Origin of the sequence: Bradyrhizobium sp. Y36 (assembly GCF_002531575.1) — a bacterium.
GTDB lineage: Bacteria > Pseudomonadota > Alphaproteobacteria > Rhizobiales > Xanthobacteraceae > Bradyrhizobium.
This window is the reverse complement of sequence record NZ_NWTI01000007.1, coordinates 47,995-63,731: the sequence shown is the minus strand read 5'-3', so window position 1 is coordinate 63,731 and position 15,737 is coordinate 47,995. Positions and strand designations below refer to the sequence as shown.

The 15,737-nt window shown below is 63.4% G+C and carries 17 protein-coding genes; 8 read left to right on the top strand and 9 right to left on the bottom strand.

The features are described 5' to 3' along the window. Positions 1–6: 6 nt before the first annotated feature. From mnmE to hemJ, 3 genes are all read right to left on the bottom strand, one after another. Complete coding sequence (mnmE, locus tag CO669_RS14540; RefSeq protein WP_097660491.1) at positions 7–1,341, bottom strand: tRNA uridine-5-carboxymethylaminomethyl(34) synthesis GTPase MnmE; 1,335 nt, start codon at positions 1,339–1,341, stop codon at positions 7–9. 316 nt (positions 1,342–1,657) lie between these two features. Then, positions 1,658–2,923 carry a transcription termination factor Rho gene (rho, locus tag CO669_RS14535; RefSeq protein WP_008133567.1) on the bottom strand — a complete coding sequence of 422 codons (1,266 nt, stop codon included), beginning with the start codon at positions 2,921–2,923 and terminating at the stop codon, positions 1,658–1,660. A gap of 251 nt (positions 2,924–3,174) precedes the next feature. Beyond that, positions 3,175–3,609, bottom strand: coding sequence for a protoporphyrinogen oxidase HemJ (gene hemJ, locus CO669_RS14530; protein ID WP_097660490.1), 435 nt, complete (start codon positions 3,607–3,609; stop codon positions 3,175–3,177). Between the two features lie 460 nt (positions 3,610–4,069). Between hemJ and CO669_RS14520 the strand changes: the two genes are divergently transcribed. Genes CO669_RS14520 through dnaQ form a run of 4 tightly spaced genes read left to right on the top strand, consistent with a single transcriptional unit; the run spans position 4,070 to position 6,895 of the window. After that, positions 4,070–4,909, top strand: coding sequence for a pyruvate, water dikinase regulatory protein (locus CO669_RS14520; protein ID WP_097660488.1), 840 nt, complete (start codon positions 4,070–4,072; stop codon positions 4,907–4,909). 9 nt (positions 4,910–4,918) lie between these two features. After that, entirely contained in the window at positions 4,919–5,527 is a 609-nt protein-coding gene (locus tag CO669_RS14515; RefSeq protein WP_097660487.1) for a Maf family nucleotide pyrophosphatase, read from the top strand. Positions 5,528–5,548: 21 nt separating this feature from the next. Then, entirely contained in the window at positions 5,549–6,148 is a 600-nt protein-coding gene (gene coaE, locus CO669_RS14510) for a dephospho-CoA kinase (protein ID WP_097660714.1), read from the top strand. Between the two features lie 30 nt (positions 6,149–6,178). Then, a complete protein-coding gene (gene dnaQ / locus CO669_RS14505) occupies positions 6,179–6,895 on the top strand; it encodes a DNA polymerase III subunit epsilon (RefSeq protein WP_097660486.1) in 717 nt (238 codons plus the stop codon). On the opposite strand, the gene secB is transcribed toward dnaQ, so the two are convergent. Next, positions 6,892–7,380 carry a protein-export chaperone SecB gene (secB, locus tag CO669_RS14500; RefSeq protein ID WP_097660485.1) on the bottom strand — a complete coding sequence of 163 codons (489 nt, stop codon included), beginning with the start codon at positions 7,378–7,380 and terminating at the stop codon, positions 6,892–6,894. The two genes, dnaQ and secB, sit on opposite strands and share 4 nt — an antisense overlap. A 416-nt stretch (positions 7,381–7,796) precedes the next feature. Here secB and CO669_RS14495 point away from each other — a divergent pair, with 416 nt between their 5' ends. From CO669_RS14495 to CO669_RS14485, 3 genes are read left to right on the top strand one after another with little or no spacing between them, the layout of a single operon-like run. After that, positions 7,797–8,504, top strand: coding sequence for a Tim44/TimA family putative adaptor protein (locus CO669_RS14495; protein ID WP_097660484.1), 708 nt, complete (start codon positions 7,797–7,799; stop codon positions 8,502–8,504). Then, the gene (mltA, locus tag CO669_RS14490; RefSeq protein WP_198964016.1) at positions 8,482–10,011 is read left to right on the top strand and encodes a murein transglycosylase A; all 1,530 of its coding nucleotides are present in this window, start codon (positions 8,482–8,484) and stop codon (positions 10,009–10,011) included. The genes CO669_RS14495 and mltA overlap by 23 nt, the downstream gene beginning before the upstream one ends. Further along, on the top strand, positions 10,008–10,598 hold the full coding sequence (locus tag CO669_RS14485; RefSeq protein ID WP_097660483.1) for a Smr/MutS family protein: 591 nt from the start codon (positions 10,008–10,010) through the stop codon (positions 10,596–10,598). The genes mltA and CO669_RS14485 overlap by 4 nt, the downstream gene beginning before the upstream one ends. On the opposite strand, the gene CO669_RS14480 is transcribed toward CO669_RS14485, so the two are convergent. The 5 genes from CO669_RS14480 to hslV form a co-directional block, all read right to left on the bottom strand. Further along, entirely contained in the window at positions 10,595–11,719 is a 1,125-nt protein-coding gene (locus CO669_RS14480; protein WP_097660482.1) for a hypothetical protein, read from the bottom strand. The genes CO669_RS14485 and CO669_RS14480 overlap by 4 nt on opposite strands. Before the next feature lie 192 nt (positions 11,720–11,911). Next, positions 11,912–13,216 carry an ATP-dependent protease ATPase subunit HslU gene (hslU, locus tag CO669_RS14475; RefSeq protein ID WP_097660481.1) on the bottom strand — a complete coding sequence of 435 codons (1,305 nt, stop codon included), beginning with the start codon at positions 13,214–13,216 and terminating at the stop codon, positions 11,912–11,914. A gap of 49 nt (positions 13,217–13,265) precedes the next feature. Continuing rightward, on the bottom strand, positions 13,266–13,883 hold the full coding sequence (locus CO669_RS14470; protein WP_097660480.1) for a DUF2585 domain-containing protein: 618 nt from the start codon (positions 13,881–13,883) through the stop codon (positions 13,266–13,268). Beyond that, complete coding sequence (locus CO669_RS14465; RefSeq protein WP_097660479.1) at positions 13,880–14,365, bottom strand: GNAT family N-acetyltransferase; 486 nt, start codon at positions 14,363–14,365, stop codon at positions 13,880–13,882. Before CO669_RS14465 ends, CO669_RS14470 begins: the two co-directional genes overlap by 4 nt. A gap of 3 nt (positions 14,366–14,368) precedes the next feature. Next, positions 14,369–14,929, bottom strand: a complete 561-nt coding sequence (gene hslV / locus CO669_RS14460) for an ATP-dependent protease subunit HslV (protein ID WP_097660478.1) — start codon at positions 14,927–14,929, stop codon at positions 14,369–14,371. Between the two features lie 191 nt (positions 14,930–15,120). Here hslV and hisB point away from each other — a divergent pair, with 191 nt between their 5' ends. Continuing rightward, positions 15,121–15,714 carry an imidazoleglycerol-phosphate dehydratase HisB gene (gene hisB / locus CO669_RS14455; protein WP_097660477.1) on the top strand — a complete coding sequence of 198 codons (594 nt, stop codon included), beginning with the start codon at positions 15,121–15,123 and terminating at the stop codon, positions 15,712–15,714. Positions 15,715–15,737 lie beyond the last annotated feature (23 nt).

Here is a 15,737-nt window from a genome sequence, read left to right as displayed (position 1 = left end):
CTAGCGCTACTTTCCGATACAGAATTTTTGGAAGATGGCCCCGAGGACGTCTTCAACGTCCACCCGGCCCAACAGGCGACCCAGGGCATAAGCGGCGGCGCGCAGCTCTTCGGCCGCTAGCTCTTCGCCCTCTTCTACAAGGTCCAGACTTCGGCGCAAGCTATCAGACGCCTGGCGCAGCAGATCGCGTTGGCGAGCCCGGGTCACCAAGGCGCCCTCGGTCGTCCCGAAGAAATCGGCCGCGAATTTCACGAGAGCCTCGACCAGCTCGGGAATGCCGTCACCCCTGCTTCCCGAGATCCCGAACCCACCCGCTGGTGCGCCGCCGCCCTCGTTGAGGTCGATCTTGTTGCGCAGGATCCAGACCGCGCCACCGGACGTCAACAGCGGCGGCCCTGCATCGGGATCGACGGCGCGCCCGCCCTCCACCAGCCACAGCACGAGGTCGGCGTCCTCGGCCCGCGCGCGTGCCCGGCGCACACCTTCCTGCTCGACGGGATCGTCGGTCTCTCGAATACCGGCGGTGTCGATGACGGTGACCGGGTAGCCGTCGAGATCGAGCTGCACCTCGATCACGTCGCGCGTCGTGCCGGCGTACGGCGAGACGATCGCAACGTCGCGACGCGAGAGTTGATTGATCAACGTCGACTTGCCAACGTTTGGCTCGCCGGCGATCGCAACCACGAGGCCCTCGCGCAGGCGTTCAGAATGTCCTTGTGCCGCAAGGGCTTCTGCAATTTCGTCGTGAAGCCTTTTGATCGCCTCAAGCGCCGGCGCCCTCAGCTCCGCCGGCACATCGCCTTCATCTGAAAAATCGATGCCGGCCTCGATCAGCGCCGAGGCTTCGATGATGCGCTCGCGCCAGTCGCGTGCGCGATCGCCGAGCAGACCCTGCAACTGGCGCAGCGCCTGACGGCGTTGACGGTCGGTGTCGGCATGGATGAGATCGTCGAGGCCCTCGGCTTCGGTGAGGTCGAGCTTGCCATTCTCGAACGCCCGTTGCGTGAACTCACCCGGTTCGGCTACGCGAGAATTCGGAATTGCGGAAATTGAGGCAAAGAGCGCGGCCAGCACCGCGCGGCCGCCATGAACGTGAAATTCGGCGACATCCTCGCCGGTCGCGCTTCCCGGCCCCGGAAACCAGAGAACGACCGAATCGTCGATCGGCTGGTCAGAATTGTCCCGAAGCAGCCGGCGACTGGCCTGCCTCGGCGCCGGCAGCTTGCCGGCCAGGGTTGTCAGCACCAGCCTCGCCTGCGGCCCCGATACCCGCACCACGGCAATCGCGCTGGGTGCACGGCCGGTCGATAACGCGAAGATGGTCTGGTCTCGCGGATGCATGGCCTATTTGTGCGGCCGCCAACGAAAAGGCAAATATCGGTTTCACGACCAGCCAACGGCCAGATTTTGCTGCATGAAATTCCGCAGCAATTTCTCATATTGCACTGCAATATACTTGGACGTTTTGCCGCAGGAAATCAAAGCGCGCACGAATTCCGGGCGATCAAAATTCAAGTATTTATCTAATATATCAAAGGATTGCCTTGGCATCGGTGACCGAGGCGCGGCCGCGATTCATGCTGCATGTCGGCCGCAGCAAGGCCGCAAAACAAAAAGGGCGCCCGAAGGCGCCCTTTGATTCTTTGCTGCACTGCACTCAGGTGTTCATGGAGTCGAAGAACTCCGAATTGCTCTTGGTCGAGCGCAGCTTGTCGAGCAGGAAGTCGATCGCGTCCATCGTCCCCATCGGATTGAGGATGCGTCGGAGCACGTACATCTTCTTGAGCACCTGCGGATCGGTGATGAGCTCCTCCTTGCGGGTGCCGGAACGGGAGATGTCGATCGCCGGGAAGGTGCGCTTGTCCGAGACCTTGCGGTCCAAGATCAGTTCCGAGTTACCGGTGCCCTTGAACTCTTCGAAGATGACTTCGTCCATGCGGCTGCCGGTATCGACCAGCGCGGTCGCGATGATGGTCAGCGAGCCGCCCTCCTCGATGTTGCGGGCGGCACCGAAGAAGCGCTTCGGCCGCTGCAGCGCGTTGGCGTCCACACCGCCGGTCAGCACCTTGCCGGATGACGGCACCACGGTGTTGTAGGCGCGGCCGAGGCGGGTGATCGAATCGAGCAGGATCACGACGTCGCGGCCATGCTCGACCAGGCGTTTTGCTTTTTCGATCACCATCTCGGCGACCTGAACGTGACGCACCGCCGGTTCGTCGAAGGTCGAGGACACCACCTCCCCCTTCACCGAGCGCTGCATGTCCGTGACTTCTTCCGGACGCTCGTCGATCAGCAGCACGATCAGATAGCATTCGGGATGGTTGTGCGTGATCGAATGCGCGATGTTCTGCATCAGCACGGTCTTACCCGTGCGCGGCGGCGCGACGATCAGCGCGCGCTGGCCCTTGCCGATCGGCGCGACGATGTCGATCACCCTTGCAGAAAGGTCTTTTCGCGTCGGATCGTCGATCTCCATGCGGAAACGCTGATTCGGGAACAGCGGCGTGAGGTTGTCGAAATTGACCTTGTGCTTGGCCTTTTCCGGGTCCTCGAAATTGAGCGTGTTGACCTTCAGCAGCGCGAAATAGCGCTCGCCCTCTTTCGGGCTGCGGATGTGACCTTCGATGGTGTCGCCGGTGCGCAGACCGAAACGGCGGATCTGCGACGGCGAGACGTAGATGTCATCGGGGCCCGGCAGATAGTTCGCATCGGGTGAACGGAGAAAGCCGAAGCCGTCGGAGAGAACCTCGACGACGCCCTGGCCGACGATGTCGGTCTCGGCGAGCGCGAGCTGCTTGAGGATGGCGAACAACAGCTCCTGCTTGCGCATGGTGCTGGCATTCTCGACCCCATTCTCCTCCGCGAACGAGACGAGCTCGGCCGGCGTTTTGGACTTGAGGTCTTCGAGTTTAATTTCCCGCATTGGGGTGGTCCTGTGGGGTAGCCTTGGGAGGGGGGTGCGAGGAGGCTCTGAAATGCGGACGTGAGAAGGTAAGGTCCGCAGGTCTGGCAAGGTTAAGTGCCGAATGAGGCTTCAAACCTGATGCGGTGTCCGGCCTCTGGAAAGCTCAGACACAACCACATCCGCCTGCGTTAGGTGGGATGTCGGCAATATAGAAAATCGCTTCCCACTCCGCAAGCCGAAGCGCGAGGCGGATTGGTCGCAAGCCTCGCCTAGAACGGCTTCACGATCACCATGATGACGATGAAAATAATCAGAACGGTCGGCACCTCATTGATAATCCGATAGAATTTCTGGGTCCGCGGGCGCCGGTCGGCGGCGAAATCCTTCAGCCAGCGGGAAAAAAAGCCGTGGACCGCGGACATCGCCAGGACCAGTGCCAATTTTACGTGCAGCCAGCCGAACGAGAACCAGTGGCCGGACCAGGCCAGATAGAGCCCGGCGAGCCAGGTGACGATCATGGCGGGGTTGATGATGGCCTTGAGCAGCCGGCGTTCCATGACCTTGAACGTTTCCGACTGCTTCGAGCCGATTTCGGCCTCGGAATGATAGACGAACAGCCGCGGCAGATAGAGCATGCCTGCCATCCAGGCGATGACGGCGATCACATGCAGCGCCTTGATCCAGAGATAGACGTCTTCGAACATTTTCTCGGGTCCGGATTTCCATCCAGCGAAGGGAACGCTGGGGATAGTAAGAACTCGTTAAGGTCTAGCCTGCACACATATCCGTCCGTAGCGCCTTCCTCAAATCTAGAATCTTAGATTCTTAAAGGTTTGAGTCTTAGTGACGGTGGATTGGACTCATGCAATTCCATGCACGGGTTCGCGCGCGCTTGTTCACATCCTTCCACATATCCAGGACTGGTGCGACGATTTCCGATAAGTCAGCCGGGCCCAAAGGCTTGCGCGTATTGATCAGCAGCTTATCAAGCGGGTTGTCCACGCAATCCCGTTTCCATCTCGGCAGGCTGCTGGACTTGTTCTGACGGGCAGCGGTGTGAAGAAAATTGGCACTTGTCCCGCCCCCGGTGTCGCGCAACCCTTTCCGAGGGGTTAAGCTCCACAGAAATCCACAAACCACACCGACTCCATACAAAGAGATTTTGTGCCCACCTCGAACAATTATTTCCATCTGCACCTCGTCTCCGACTCCACCGGCGAGACGCTGATCACCGTGGCGCGCGCGGTTGCCGCGCAATACGCGAACGTGACCCCCGTCGAGCACGTCTACCCGCTGGTGCGCAGCCAGAAGCAGCTTGATCGCGTGCTCGACGAGATCGAGGAAGCGCCGGGGATCGTGCTGTTCACGCTGCTGGAGAAGGATCTGGTCTCCAGGCTCGAGGACAAGTGCAAAGGGATCAACGTTCCGAGCCTGTCGATCATCGGTCCGGTGATGCAGCTGTTCGAAGCCTATCTCGGCGCCGCGACCACAGGGCGCGTCGGCGCTCAGCACGTCCTCAACGCGGAATATTTCAAGCGCATCGACGCATTGAACTACACGATGATCCACGACGACGGTCAGCATGTCGAAGGCCTCGACGATGCCGACGTGGTGCTGGTCGGCGTGTCCCGCACCTCCAAGACGCCGACGTCGATCTATCTCGCCAATCGCGGCATCCGCACCGCCAACGTGCCGCTGGTTCCGGGCATTCCGGTGCCCTCGCAATTGGAGACGCTGACGCGGCCATTGGTCGTCAGCCTGCACGCGACGCCGGAGCGCCTGATCCAGATCCGCCAGAATCGCCTGCTCTCCATGGGCGCCGAATCCGGCAGCGACACCTACACCGACAAGCAGTCGGTGACCGAGGAGGTCGCGTTCGCGCGCAAGCTGAGTGCCAAGCACGATTGGCCGCTGCTCGATGTGACGCGGCGCTCGATCGAGGAAACCGCCGCGGCGATCATGAAGCTCTACAGCGATCGCCAGCGTAACCGGCCCACGGAATAGTTTTTCGCGATGGGTCTGTGGCTCGGCAAATCTCCGTTGATCCTGGCCTCGCAGAGCAGCGCACGAAAAATGCTGCTGGCCAATGCGGGGCTGGAATTCAAGGCTGTGACCGCTGACATCGACGAGCGCGGCATTCAGGCGACCTCGAATCTATCGAGCCCGCGCGAGATCGGCCTGTTGCTTGCGCGCGAAAAGGCCAAAGCCGTCTCCGCGCATTACCCGGGCAGCCACGTGATCGGGGCCGACCAGACGCTGGCTCTTGGCAGCCGTCTCTTCAACAAGCCTGCCGGCCGCGACCAGGCAATGGCGCAATTGCGTGACCTCGCCGGCAGCAGCCACGAGCTGAATTCCGCGGTCGCCGTGGCGCATGACGGCAGGATCGTCTTCGAGGATGTTTCGGTGGCTCGCATGACGATGCGGGAGATGACCGAGGCGGAGCTGTCGGCCTATCTCGATGCCGCCGGCGATGCCGTCACCACCAGCGTCGGCGCCTATCAGCTCGAAGGCCTCGGCATCCACCTGTTCGAGCGCATCGAGGGCGATCATTTCACCATCCTCGGCCTGCCGCTGCTGCCGCTGCTTGCGTTCCTGCGGCGCGAACGGCTAGTTGCGCTGTAGATGAGAGATGGCTGGGCGCTGATGCGGGTATTGGGACTGACCGGCTCGATCGGGATGGGAAAATCCACCACCGCGAAACTGTTCGCGGAGGCGGGCGTCCCCGTCTACGACGCCGATGCCGCCGTGCACCAGCTCTACGAGGGCGAAGCGGCGCCGGCGATCGAGGCCGCCTTCCCCGGCACCACCGTGAAAGGCAAGGTCGATCGTCCCAAACTGTCGGCGCGCGTTGTGCACGACCCCGCCGCCATCAAGCAGCTCGAGCAGATCGTCCATCCGATGCTCGGCGAGTCCAGGCGAAAATTCTTCGCGGATGCGGAGGCTGCCGGTGCACCCGTCGTGGTTCTGGACATTCCTTTGCTGTTCGAGACCGGCGGCGAGACGCGAATGGATGCCGTGGTCGTGGTCTCGACCTCGCCGGAACTGCAGCGCGAACGGGTGCTGGCGCGCGGCACGATGGATGAAGCCAAGCTCGACGCCATCATCGCCAAGCAGATGCCCGACGCGGAAAAGCGCAAGCGCGCCGATTTCGTGGTGGATACGTCACACGGACTTGAGCCGGTACGGGCCCAAATCGCGCACATCCTGGCCGAGGTCGTTAAGATGCCGCAGCGGCGAGCCTGATTCGCCGCCCTCATACGGCGTCCCCAAATCATGCGCGAAATCGTTCTCGATACCGAAACCACCGGCCTCGATCCGCTCCGCGGCGATCGGCTGGTCGAAATCGGCTGCGTGGAGATCTTCAACCGCATGCCGACGGGACAGACGTATCACGTCTACATCAACCCCGAACGGGACATGCCGGCGGAAGCCTTTGCGGTGCACGGGCTCTCGGCCGAGTTCCTCTCGACCAAGCCTCTGTTTCACGAAGTCGCCGATGGGTTTCTGGAGTTCATCGGCGATGCGCCGCTGGTGATCCACAACGCCTCGTTCGATATCGGCTTCATCAATGCCGAGCTCGACCGGATCAAGCGCCCGCCGGTCCCGCGCGAGCGGCTGGTCGATACGTTGCTGCTGGCGCGCCGCAAGCATCCCGGCGTGTCGAACCGGCTCGATGATCTCTGCTCGCGTTATTCGATCGACAATTCACACCGCACCAAGCACGGCGCGCTGCTCGACGCCGAGCTGCTGGCCGAGGTCTATGTCGATCTGGTGGGGGCGCGGCAGTCGCAACTGCTCCTGGCTTCGGAAGCTCAGGAGATCCGCGTCAATGCGGCCGGCGATGCACCGCGGCGGCAGCGCTTGGTGCCGCTCGCGCCGCGGGTCTCAGATGCCGAGCGAGAGGCCCACCGGGCCTTCATCGCAACGATGGGTGAAAAGGCGATCTGGAACGAGTATCTCGCCGCCCCAGTCGCCCCACCGGCTGGTTAGGCCTGACCGGCTTGACCGCCCTGAGCGGCCATTTGCCGCTCCATGTTCTGGCGATAGAGACCGACGAAGTCGACCGGATCCAGCATCAGGGGCGGGAACCCGCCATCGCGCACCGCGGTGGCGATGATCTCACGCGCGAACGGGAACAAGAGGCGCGGGCACTCGATCATGACCAGCGGGTGCAGATTCTCCTTCGGCACGTTGGCGATGCGGAACACGCCGGCATAGGCCAGCTCGAACGAGAACATGATCTTGCCCGCGGTCTCGGCCTTGCCCTCGACCGACAGCGTCACCTCGAACTCCTGTTCGCTGAGGTTGTTGGCGCTGACATTGATCTGGATGTTGATCTGGGGCGGCTGGCTCTGCTGCTGGAGCGAGCTGGGCGCGTTCGGATTTTCGAACGACAGGTCCTTGGTATATTGCGCCAACACGTTGAGCTGGGGCGCCTGGGCCGCCTCGGGAGGGGTGCCGTTACCGTTGGTCATGAGAGTCTCTCCTTACCCGATTTGGGCTGAATTTCGCGGCGGTTGGCTAACATAGGCCCGCCTCGTTCCACAAGGACGAACGGTCCCGGAGGGAGGATCGGGCCCACGCTCACAACTATGACGCTCATCCTGCCTTTTCCGCCAAATAGCGCCTTAAACGATTGAAGATGCGCGATTTCCGGGCAGGATCGGATTTCCCCTTAACGATAAAACGCGCTACACTCGGTGCTGTGCCAAAAGGCGCCATTGGCCGGGCAAGATTTCGTGCCTACATCCCACGGACCTGACGCGGACCTAAAATGGTGATGTAGACTTGCCGTTCCAGTATGGAACGGTCTACTGGCCGGATTGATTTTCCCGGCAACGAGCCCCTTCTAGTCGGCCACTTCTTGAGAAGACCAGAAAGCGAATACGACGTGGACATCTACACCATCATCTTCCTGGCGCTGGCGGTCTTCATCTTTCTGCGGCTGCGCAGCGTGCTCGGTCAGCGGACCGGCAACGAACGGCCGCCGTTCGACCGGACTGCGGCCCGCAATGCGCTGGGGGGTGCCCAGGACAACAACGTCGTGACCATGCCGGGCAAGGTGATCGACCAGGCCCCGTTGGCGCCGACCGCCGAGCCGACCCCGCCCTCCGACCGCTGGAAAGGCCTCACCGAACCCGGCACCGCGCTGGCGCAGGGCCTGGATGCCATCGTCGACAAGGATTCCACGTTCGATCCGCGCCATTTCATCTCGGGCGCCCGCGGTGCCTACGAGATGATCGTGCTGGCTTTTGCCAATGGCGACCGCCGCGCGCTGCGCGACCTGCTGTCGTCAGACGTCTATGATAGCTTCGACGCCGCGATCAAGGAGCGCGAGAAGAACGAACAGAAGACCGAGACCCGCTTCGTCTCGATCGACAAGGCCGAGCTCGTCGGTGCCGAGCTGCGCGACCGTACCGCCCAGCTCACGATCCGCTTCGTCTCGCAGATGATCTCGGCCACCCGCGACAAGGCCGGCAACATCGTCGACGGCAGTGCCGACACGGTCGCCGACATCACCGACATCTGGACTTTCGCCCGCGACATCACCTCTCGCGATCCGAACTGGAAGCTGGTTGGCACCGGAAGCGCGAATTAAGGTTTTTCTGAAGAACAGCGCGACGGCGCTTTGCGCAGGCGTCGTCGTGCTGTCATCGTTTTCGCTCGGCGCCGAGGCGGCGCGGCGCCACTATCGCAGCCATCACCATCATGCTCCGGCGCTGCCTGCTGCTCCGCCGCGGGCCTTGCCCTATCCGCAGCTGCCACTGCCCTTCGAAATCTCAGGCGCGCAATATCTGCCGCTGGCCTGGGCGGACGTGAAAGGCTGGGGCGATGACGATCATCTCGCGGCGTTCAAGACGTTTCGCGCCAGCTGCAAGACGATCAACGCGCAGACCGGCGCGGCCGAACCCAAGGCGCTGGCAGGTTCGCTGAACGAACCTTGCCGGGCGGCAAGATCGCTCGAGCTGATCGACGACGCCAAAGCCAAAACCTTCTTCGAGGAAAATTTCGCGCCGCTGCGCATCTCGCGTCTCGGCGAGCCCGACGGTTTCATCACCGGCTACTACGAGCCGGTGCTGGAGGGATCGCGCACGCCGACCGACGTCTACAATGTTCCGGTCTACCGCCGACCCTCGAATTTGTTCGTGCGCGGCTACAAGCAGGATTCGGTGAGCCTGCCCAACAAGGGGCCGGTCTATCGCAAGATCGGCCGCCGCAAGCTGGTGCCCTATTACGACCGTGGCGAGATCGAGGACGGCAAGATCGCCGGCCGCGGGCTGGAGATCGCCTGGCTGAAGGATCCGACCGATCTGTTGTTCGCGCAGATCCAGGGTTCGGCGCGGATCAAGTTCGACGACGGCACGTCGGTCCGGCTCAACTACGATGCCTATAACGGCTATCCCTACACCGCCGTCGGGCGCATCCTGATCGAGCGCGGCATCATTCCGAAGGAAGAGATGTCGATGCAGAAGATCCGGGAATGGATGGCGCAGAACCCTGACGGCGCCAAGGAGCTGCGCCGCGCGAACCGCGCCTACATCTTCTTTCGCGAGGTCAACCTTTCCGACAAGGACGAGGCGGTGGGCGCGCAGGGCATTCCGCTGACGGCGGGACGTTCGATCGCGGTCGACAAGTCCCTGCATGTCTACGGCACGCCGTTCTTCATCGAGGGCGAGCTGCCCATCGAGTCCGAGCGCGCGAAGACGCCGTTCCACCGGTTGATGATCGCGCAGGACACCGGCTCGGCCATCATCGGCCCCGCGCGCGCCGATCTGTTTTTCGGTGCGGGCCATGAGGCCGGCCGCATCTCCGGGCGGCTGCGCCATCCCATGCATTTCGTGATGCTGGTGCCGAAGGGCCTCGATCCCAGCGCGCGCGCTGCGCGGCTGCCGGTTCCGGACCCGCGGCCGTCCGAGAAGATCGCAAAGCTGTTTCCGCAGACCCCCCCGGCAAAGGCCGACGCACCTGCTGCCGCCGCGGCGCAAGACAGGAACGAAACGGTTGCCACCGCCGGCCCCGTTCCGCTACCGGTGCCGCGCCCCGCGATCGACCCTGCCCCTGAGCCGCGTCGACCGGTGAAGAATCGTCCCCATCGGCAGCAATGAAGCGATCGTCCCGTCCGCCCGTGCTGGAGCCTCGCCCCTCGCCGCGCCGCCGCGCGCTGAGCGAGGAGGAGCGCGCGCTGTGGGATATGGTCGCCAAACAGGTCAAGCCGCTCAGGAAGCATCGCGTGACCAAGGCACATGCCGCGCCGCCCGCCGCGCCTTCACACTTGGCTCAGGTCGCCCGGCCGTCGCCTCCGGCAAGGCCGGTTGCTGCTGCACCGGCGCCGCGGGTCGCGAAACCACCAGTCCCGCCCTTGGCGCCGCTCGGCAAGCGGGAGCGCGCAAAATTGTCGCGCGGCCGCAGCGAGATCGAGGCGCGGCTCGATCTGCACGGCATGACCCAGACGCGCGCCCATCGCGCCCTCTCCGGCTTCCTGCATCGCGCCCATCATGACGGCCTCACCTTCGTGCTCGTCATCACCGGCAAGGGCCGCAGCGGCGGCGAAAGCGGCGTGCTGCGCCGTCTGGTGCCGGAATGGCTGAGCCTGCCGGAGTTCCGTGCCTTCGTCGTCGGCTTCGAGACCGCGCATATCGGCCACGGCGGCGAGGGCGCGCTATATGTCCGGATCAGACGGGCGAGGGTCTAGAACGGCCGGACAATGCCGACGCGCGGGATCAGGGTCAGGATCAGGCCGAAGATATTTGTCTTCTGATCCTCCGCCGGAATCAACGCAGCGTCCCGCGCGGCCGGCAGCATCTTCACCACATGCAGGACCAGGAACATGCAGACCGCCCAGTTCGAGATCCAGCGCGAATAGTCGAACACCATCGCGAACATCACGAGATAGGCGAGGCTGACGCCGATCAGCGCCGCGATGACGAGGCGGCGGTGCGTCTCGCTTGCGAGTGCGCCGATCAGGCTCGCGAAGAAACGCCACAGCGGCGTGTGCAGCCAGATCAGCAACGCGAATACAGGTACGCCGAGGATGTTGTGCGGCAGGCGGCCCCAGGTGTCCGAAATCTCCTTTGCCAGCGGCTGGTACCAGATGTAGGCGAACTGCAGGAGGTCGGTACGCGCGGGGTCGGCCATCCGCGCCTCTAGATACGCGACGAAATCCGCCTCCGGGATCGGCATTGTTCCCAAGAATTGCGCGGCGAAGAACAGCACGGAGACAAGGCCGAGGGCAACGATGCCGAAGGCGACGTTGCTGCGATTGCAGTCAAAGGCGAGATAGTGCCTGACCACGACGATGGTGACGATCGTCGGCACATACATCAGCAGATGGATATGGTGGATCAGCACGAGAATGACCGAGAACAGCGCGGCCGTGGCAACAAACAGCAGCGAACCCGCCGGCATCAGCAGCAGGACGATCGCCAGCGCGCAGCCATAGATGTCGAAATGGCCGAGCGTGTGCATGAAGTTCTTCAGGAAGAACGGCGAGCCCGCGATGAACACGAACAGCGGCAGCGTCTTCACGGTGAAGCCGAACGTTTTTTGAAACAGTCTTGCATAAAGGCCAAGCGTCACCAGCCAGGTCGCGCCGCCAATCGCGAACACCAGCCAGACTGGCACCTTTGCCGTGAACAGAGCGACGACCGCGCCGATCAGCGCGCGCTTGATGAAGCCGAAATGGTAATCGACCAGAAGGTGAATGTAGGGGACGTAAGGCGGCAACTGGATCTTGTGAACGAACACGCCGACGACCACCACCGCGTTGATCGCGAGCAGCAGACGCCAGGGGTTTTGCCGGATCCGAGCGATCACGCCGCACCTGGAATGGCGACATCTATCACCGCCGTCATCCCGGACAAGCGAGCGCAGATTCGGGACCCAAAACCACGGGACGTTGTTTGAGCCGGGATCGGGGCCGCCATCTGTTTCAACAAGGACCGCTGGTGATGATGGGTCTCCGCGTTCGCGGGGACGACAGCGGATAGATAGCCGAATGCGGCCGATTCACAAAATGAACCGGCTCAGATCCGTGTTCTTGGCGAGATCGCCGACGTGCTTTTGCACGAAATCGGCATCGACCTGGACGGTCTCGCCGTTGCGGTCTGGGGCGGTGAAGGAGATCTCGTCCAGCACCCGCTCCATCACCGTCTGCAGCCGCCGCGCACCGATATTCTCGACGGTGGAGTTGACGGCGACCGCGACGTCGGCGAGCGCGTCGATGGCGCTGTCGGTGATGTCGAGCGTCACGCCCTCGGTCTGCATCAAGGCGACATACTGCTTGATCAGCGAGGCCTCGGGCTCGGTCAGGATGCGGCGCATGTCGTCGCGGGTCAGCGCCTGCAATTCGACGCGGATCGGCAGGCGGCCCTGCAATTCCGGCAACAGGTCTGACGGCTTTGCGACGTGGAAGGCGCCGGAGGCGATGAACAGGATGTGGTCGGTCTTCACCGCGCCGTGCTTGGTCGAGACCGTGGTGCCCTCGATCAGCGGCAGCAGATCGCGCTGCACGCCTTCGCGCGAGACGTCGCCGCCGACGCGGCCGTCACGCGCGCAGATCTTGTCGATCTCGTCGAGGAACACGATACCGTTGTTCTCGACCGCGCTGATCGCCTCCAGCGTCAGCTGATCGGTATCCAGCAATTTGTCGGATTCCTCGTTGATGAGGATCTCGTGCGAGCCCTCGACTGTCAGCCGCCGCGTCTTGCTGCGGCCGCCCAGCTTGCCGAAGATGTCGCCGATCGAGATCGCGCCCATCTGCGCGCCCGGCATGCCCGGGATCTCGAACATCGGCATGCCGCTGCCGCCGCCTTGCGTCTCGATCTCGATTTCCTTGTCGTTCAATTCGCCGGCGCGCAGTTTCTTGCGGAAAGACTCACGCGTCGTGGACGAGGCATTGGCGCCGACCAGTGCGTCGAGCACGCGCTCCTCGGCGGCGAGCTGGGCGCGGGCCTGCACGTCCTTGCGCTTCTTCTCGCGCACCTGGGCGATCGCGACCTCGACGAGATCACGCACGATCTGCTCGACGTCGCGGCCGACATAGCCGACCTCGGTGAATTTCGTGGCCTCCACCTTCAGGAACGGCGCATTCGCCAGCTTGGCGAGCCGCCGCGCGATCTCGGTTTTGCCGACTCCGGTCGGGCCGATCATCAAAATGTTCTTCGGCAGCACCTCTTCGCGCAGGGAGCCGGTGAGCTGCTGCCGCCGCCAGCGGTTGCGCAGCGCGATCGAGACGGCGCGCTTGGCATCGGCCTGGCCGACGATGAAACGGTCGAGTTCGGAAACGATTTCGCGGGGAGAGAAGTCTGTCATGTCTGTCTAGCTAGGGCGGGAGGCGGCCAAGGACAAGTCGCTTTTTCGGTCAGATGATGGGCGGACCCGACTGCCACTGCTTCACGGCTTCGATCGGATGGATCAGCATCAGGATGTTGAGCGTCAGATTGTCGCGAATGTGAAGCGCCAGCATGAGCTCGAAGGCGAGGCCGATCAGGATCGTCGCTGATACCGGCAGCACGCGCGCGACGACGAACCCGAGCATCATGGCCAGATTGTCGGAGACCGAATTGACGATGCTGTCGCCGAAATAATCCAGCGAGATCGTGCCGGCGCGGTAGCGCTCGATGATGAACGGCGAGTTCTCGACGATCTCCCAGGCGCCTTCGATCAGCATGGCGATGATCAACCGCGCCGGCCAAGACAAGGACAGGAACGGCATGCGCACGAACAGAAGCCAGGTCAGGCCGTAGAACAGGAAGCCGTGCAGGATGTGCGAGAAGGTGTACCAGTCGGCGATGTGCTGCGAGTTCTCCGAGCTGTTCACCACGCCGTGCCACAGCTTGACATAGCCGCAGGTGCAGATCGGCACCCGCCCCATCGCGAACAGGATCGCGGCCTGCAGCGCCAGCAGCAACAGCGCGATGCCGGCCCAGGCGAACGGCGGGACCGCGACCTTGCTTTCGTGCGTGCTCGTCAGCGTCACGGCTCGCGCACCATCAGCAGCGCTGGCCCGTCCGGCGTCTCGACCATGCGGTCGCGGATGAAACCCGCTTTCTCATAGGCGCGCAAAGCGCGCGCGTTGAGCGGATCAGGATCGGTGACCATGCGGGGCAGGCCGCTGCGAAACTGCTCATCGGCAAATTGACGGATGAAGGCCGAGCCGTGACCGCGTTCGATCATGCCGCTCTCGCCGATGAACTGGTCGATCCCACGCGTGCCCTCCGGTTGCGGCCCGAACCCGGTATTCCAGGCGGTCAGCCGATAACATTGAAGATAGCCCAGCGGCTGCTGGCCGGCCAACACGATGAACTGGTCCATGGCGGGTTCGTCGAGATCGCCACTGACCAGCGCAAACTGCTCGTCCGGATCGCCCCACCAGTCCCGCACATGCGCCTCGCCCAGCCACCGCCGGATCAGCGGCAGGTCGGCCGTGGTCATCGCCCGGAAGGCGTAGGCGGGCGCCATCGCCTACCCCGTTGCCAGGCTCTCGATGGTCAAATTCCGGTTGGTGTAGACGCAAATATCCGCGGCGATGTCGAGGGAGCGGCGGACGATGGTCTCGGCGTCCTTGTCGGTGTCGAGCAGGGCCCGGGCCGCCGCCAGCGCGTAATTGCCGCCGGAGCCGATCGCCATCACGCCGGCCTCGGGCTCCAATACGTCGCCGGTGCCGGTCAGCACCAGGGAGACGTCCTTGTCGGCCACGATCATCATCGCCTCCAGCCGCCGCAGATAGCGGTCGGTACGCCAATCCTTGGCGAGCTCGACCGCGGCCCGGGTCAGCTGCCCCGGATATTGCTCGAGCTTGGCCTCCAGCCGCTCGAACAGGGTGAAGGCGTCGGCGGTGGCGCCGGCAAAGCCGCCGATCACGTCACCCTTGCCCAGTTTCCGGACCTTCTTGGCGTTGGACTTGATCACGGTCTGGCCGATCGAGACCTGGCCGTCGCCGCCGACCACCACCTTGCCGCCCTTGCGGACCGTCAAAATCGTCGTGCCGTGCCAGCCCGGCGAGCTGTTCTGGGAAGCCTGCATGAATGATCCTCGTTGTCCGGCCTGATTTAGGCGGTCGGAGCTAAGGGCACAACGGGCCGCTCCGGCCCCAATTTCGGTCACCATAGGTGGAAGTGCCGCCCAGCCAAGGCGATCCCGCGGTAGCGAAGGCGTCATTTGGCTGTTAAAAGACCGGCGTTTTCGGCCCCGAGCCAGGATGAGAGCTAGTTTCAATGCGCACCGCGACGATCAAGCGCAAGACCAAGGAAACCGACATCGAGGTCTCCGTGAACCTCGACGGCACCGGCGTGGCCAATATCGCGACCGGCATCGGCTTTTTCGACCATATGCTCGATCTCCTCGCCCGCCATTCCCGCATCGACCTCACGGTGAAGGCGGTGGGCGACCTGCACATCGACTATCACCATACCACCGAAGACACCGGCATCGCGCTCGGCCAGGCGGTCAGGCAGGCGCTCGGCAACATGGCGGGCATCACCCGCTATGCCGGCGTGCACATGCCCATGGACGAGACGCTGTCGCGCGTGGTCGTCGACATCTCGGGCCGCCCGTTCCTGGTGTTCAAGGCCGAATTCCCACGCGACAAGATCGGCGAGTTCGACACCGAGCTGGTGCGCGAGTGGTTCCAGGCTTTCGCCATGAACGCCGGCGTGACTCTCCACGTCGAGACCCTATATGGCGATAACAGCCATCATATCGCCGAGTCCTGCTTCAAGGGTCTGGCGCGGGCGCTGCGCACCGCGGTCGCGATCGATCCGAAGGCGGCGGGCGAAATCCCGTCCACCAAGGGCTCGCTCGGCGGCTGACGTCTTCGGCCAGCGGCGGGCGC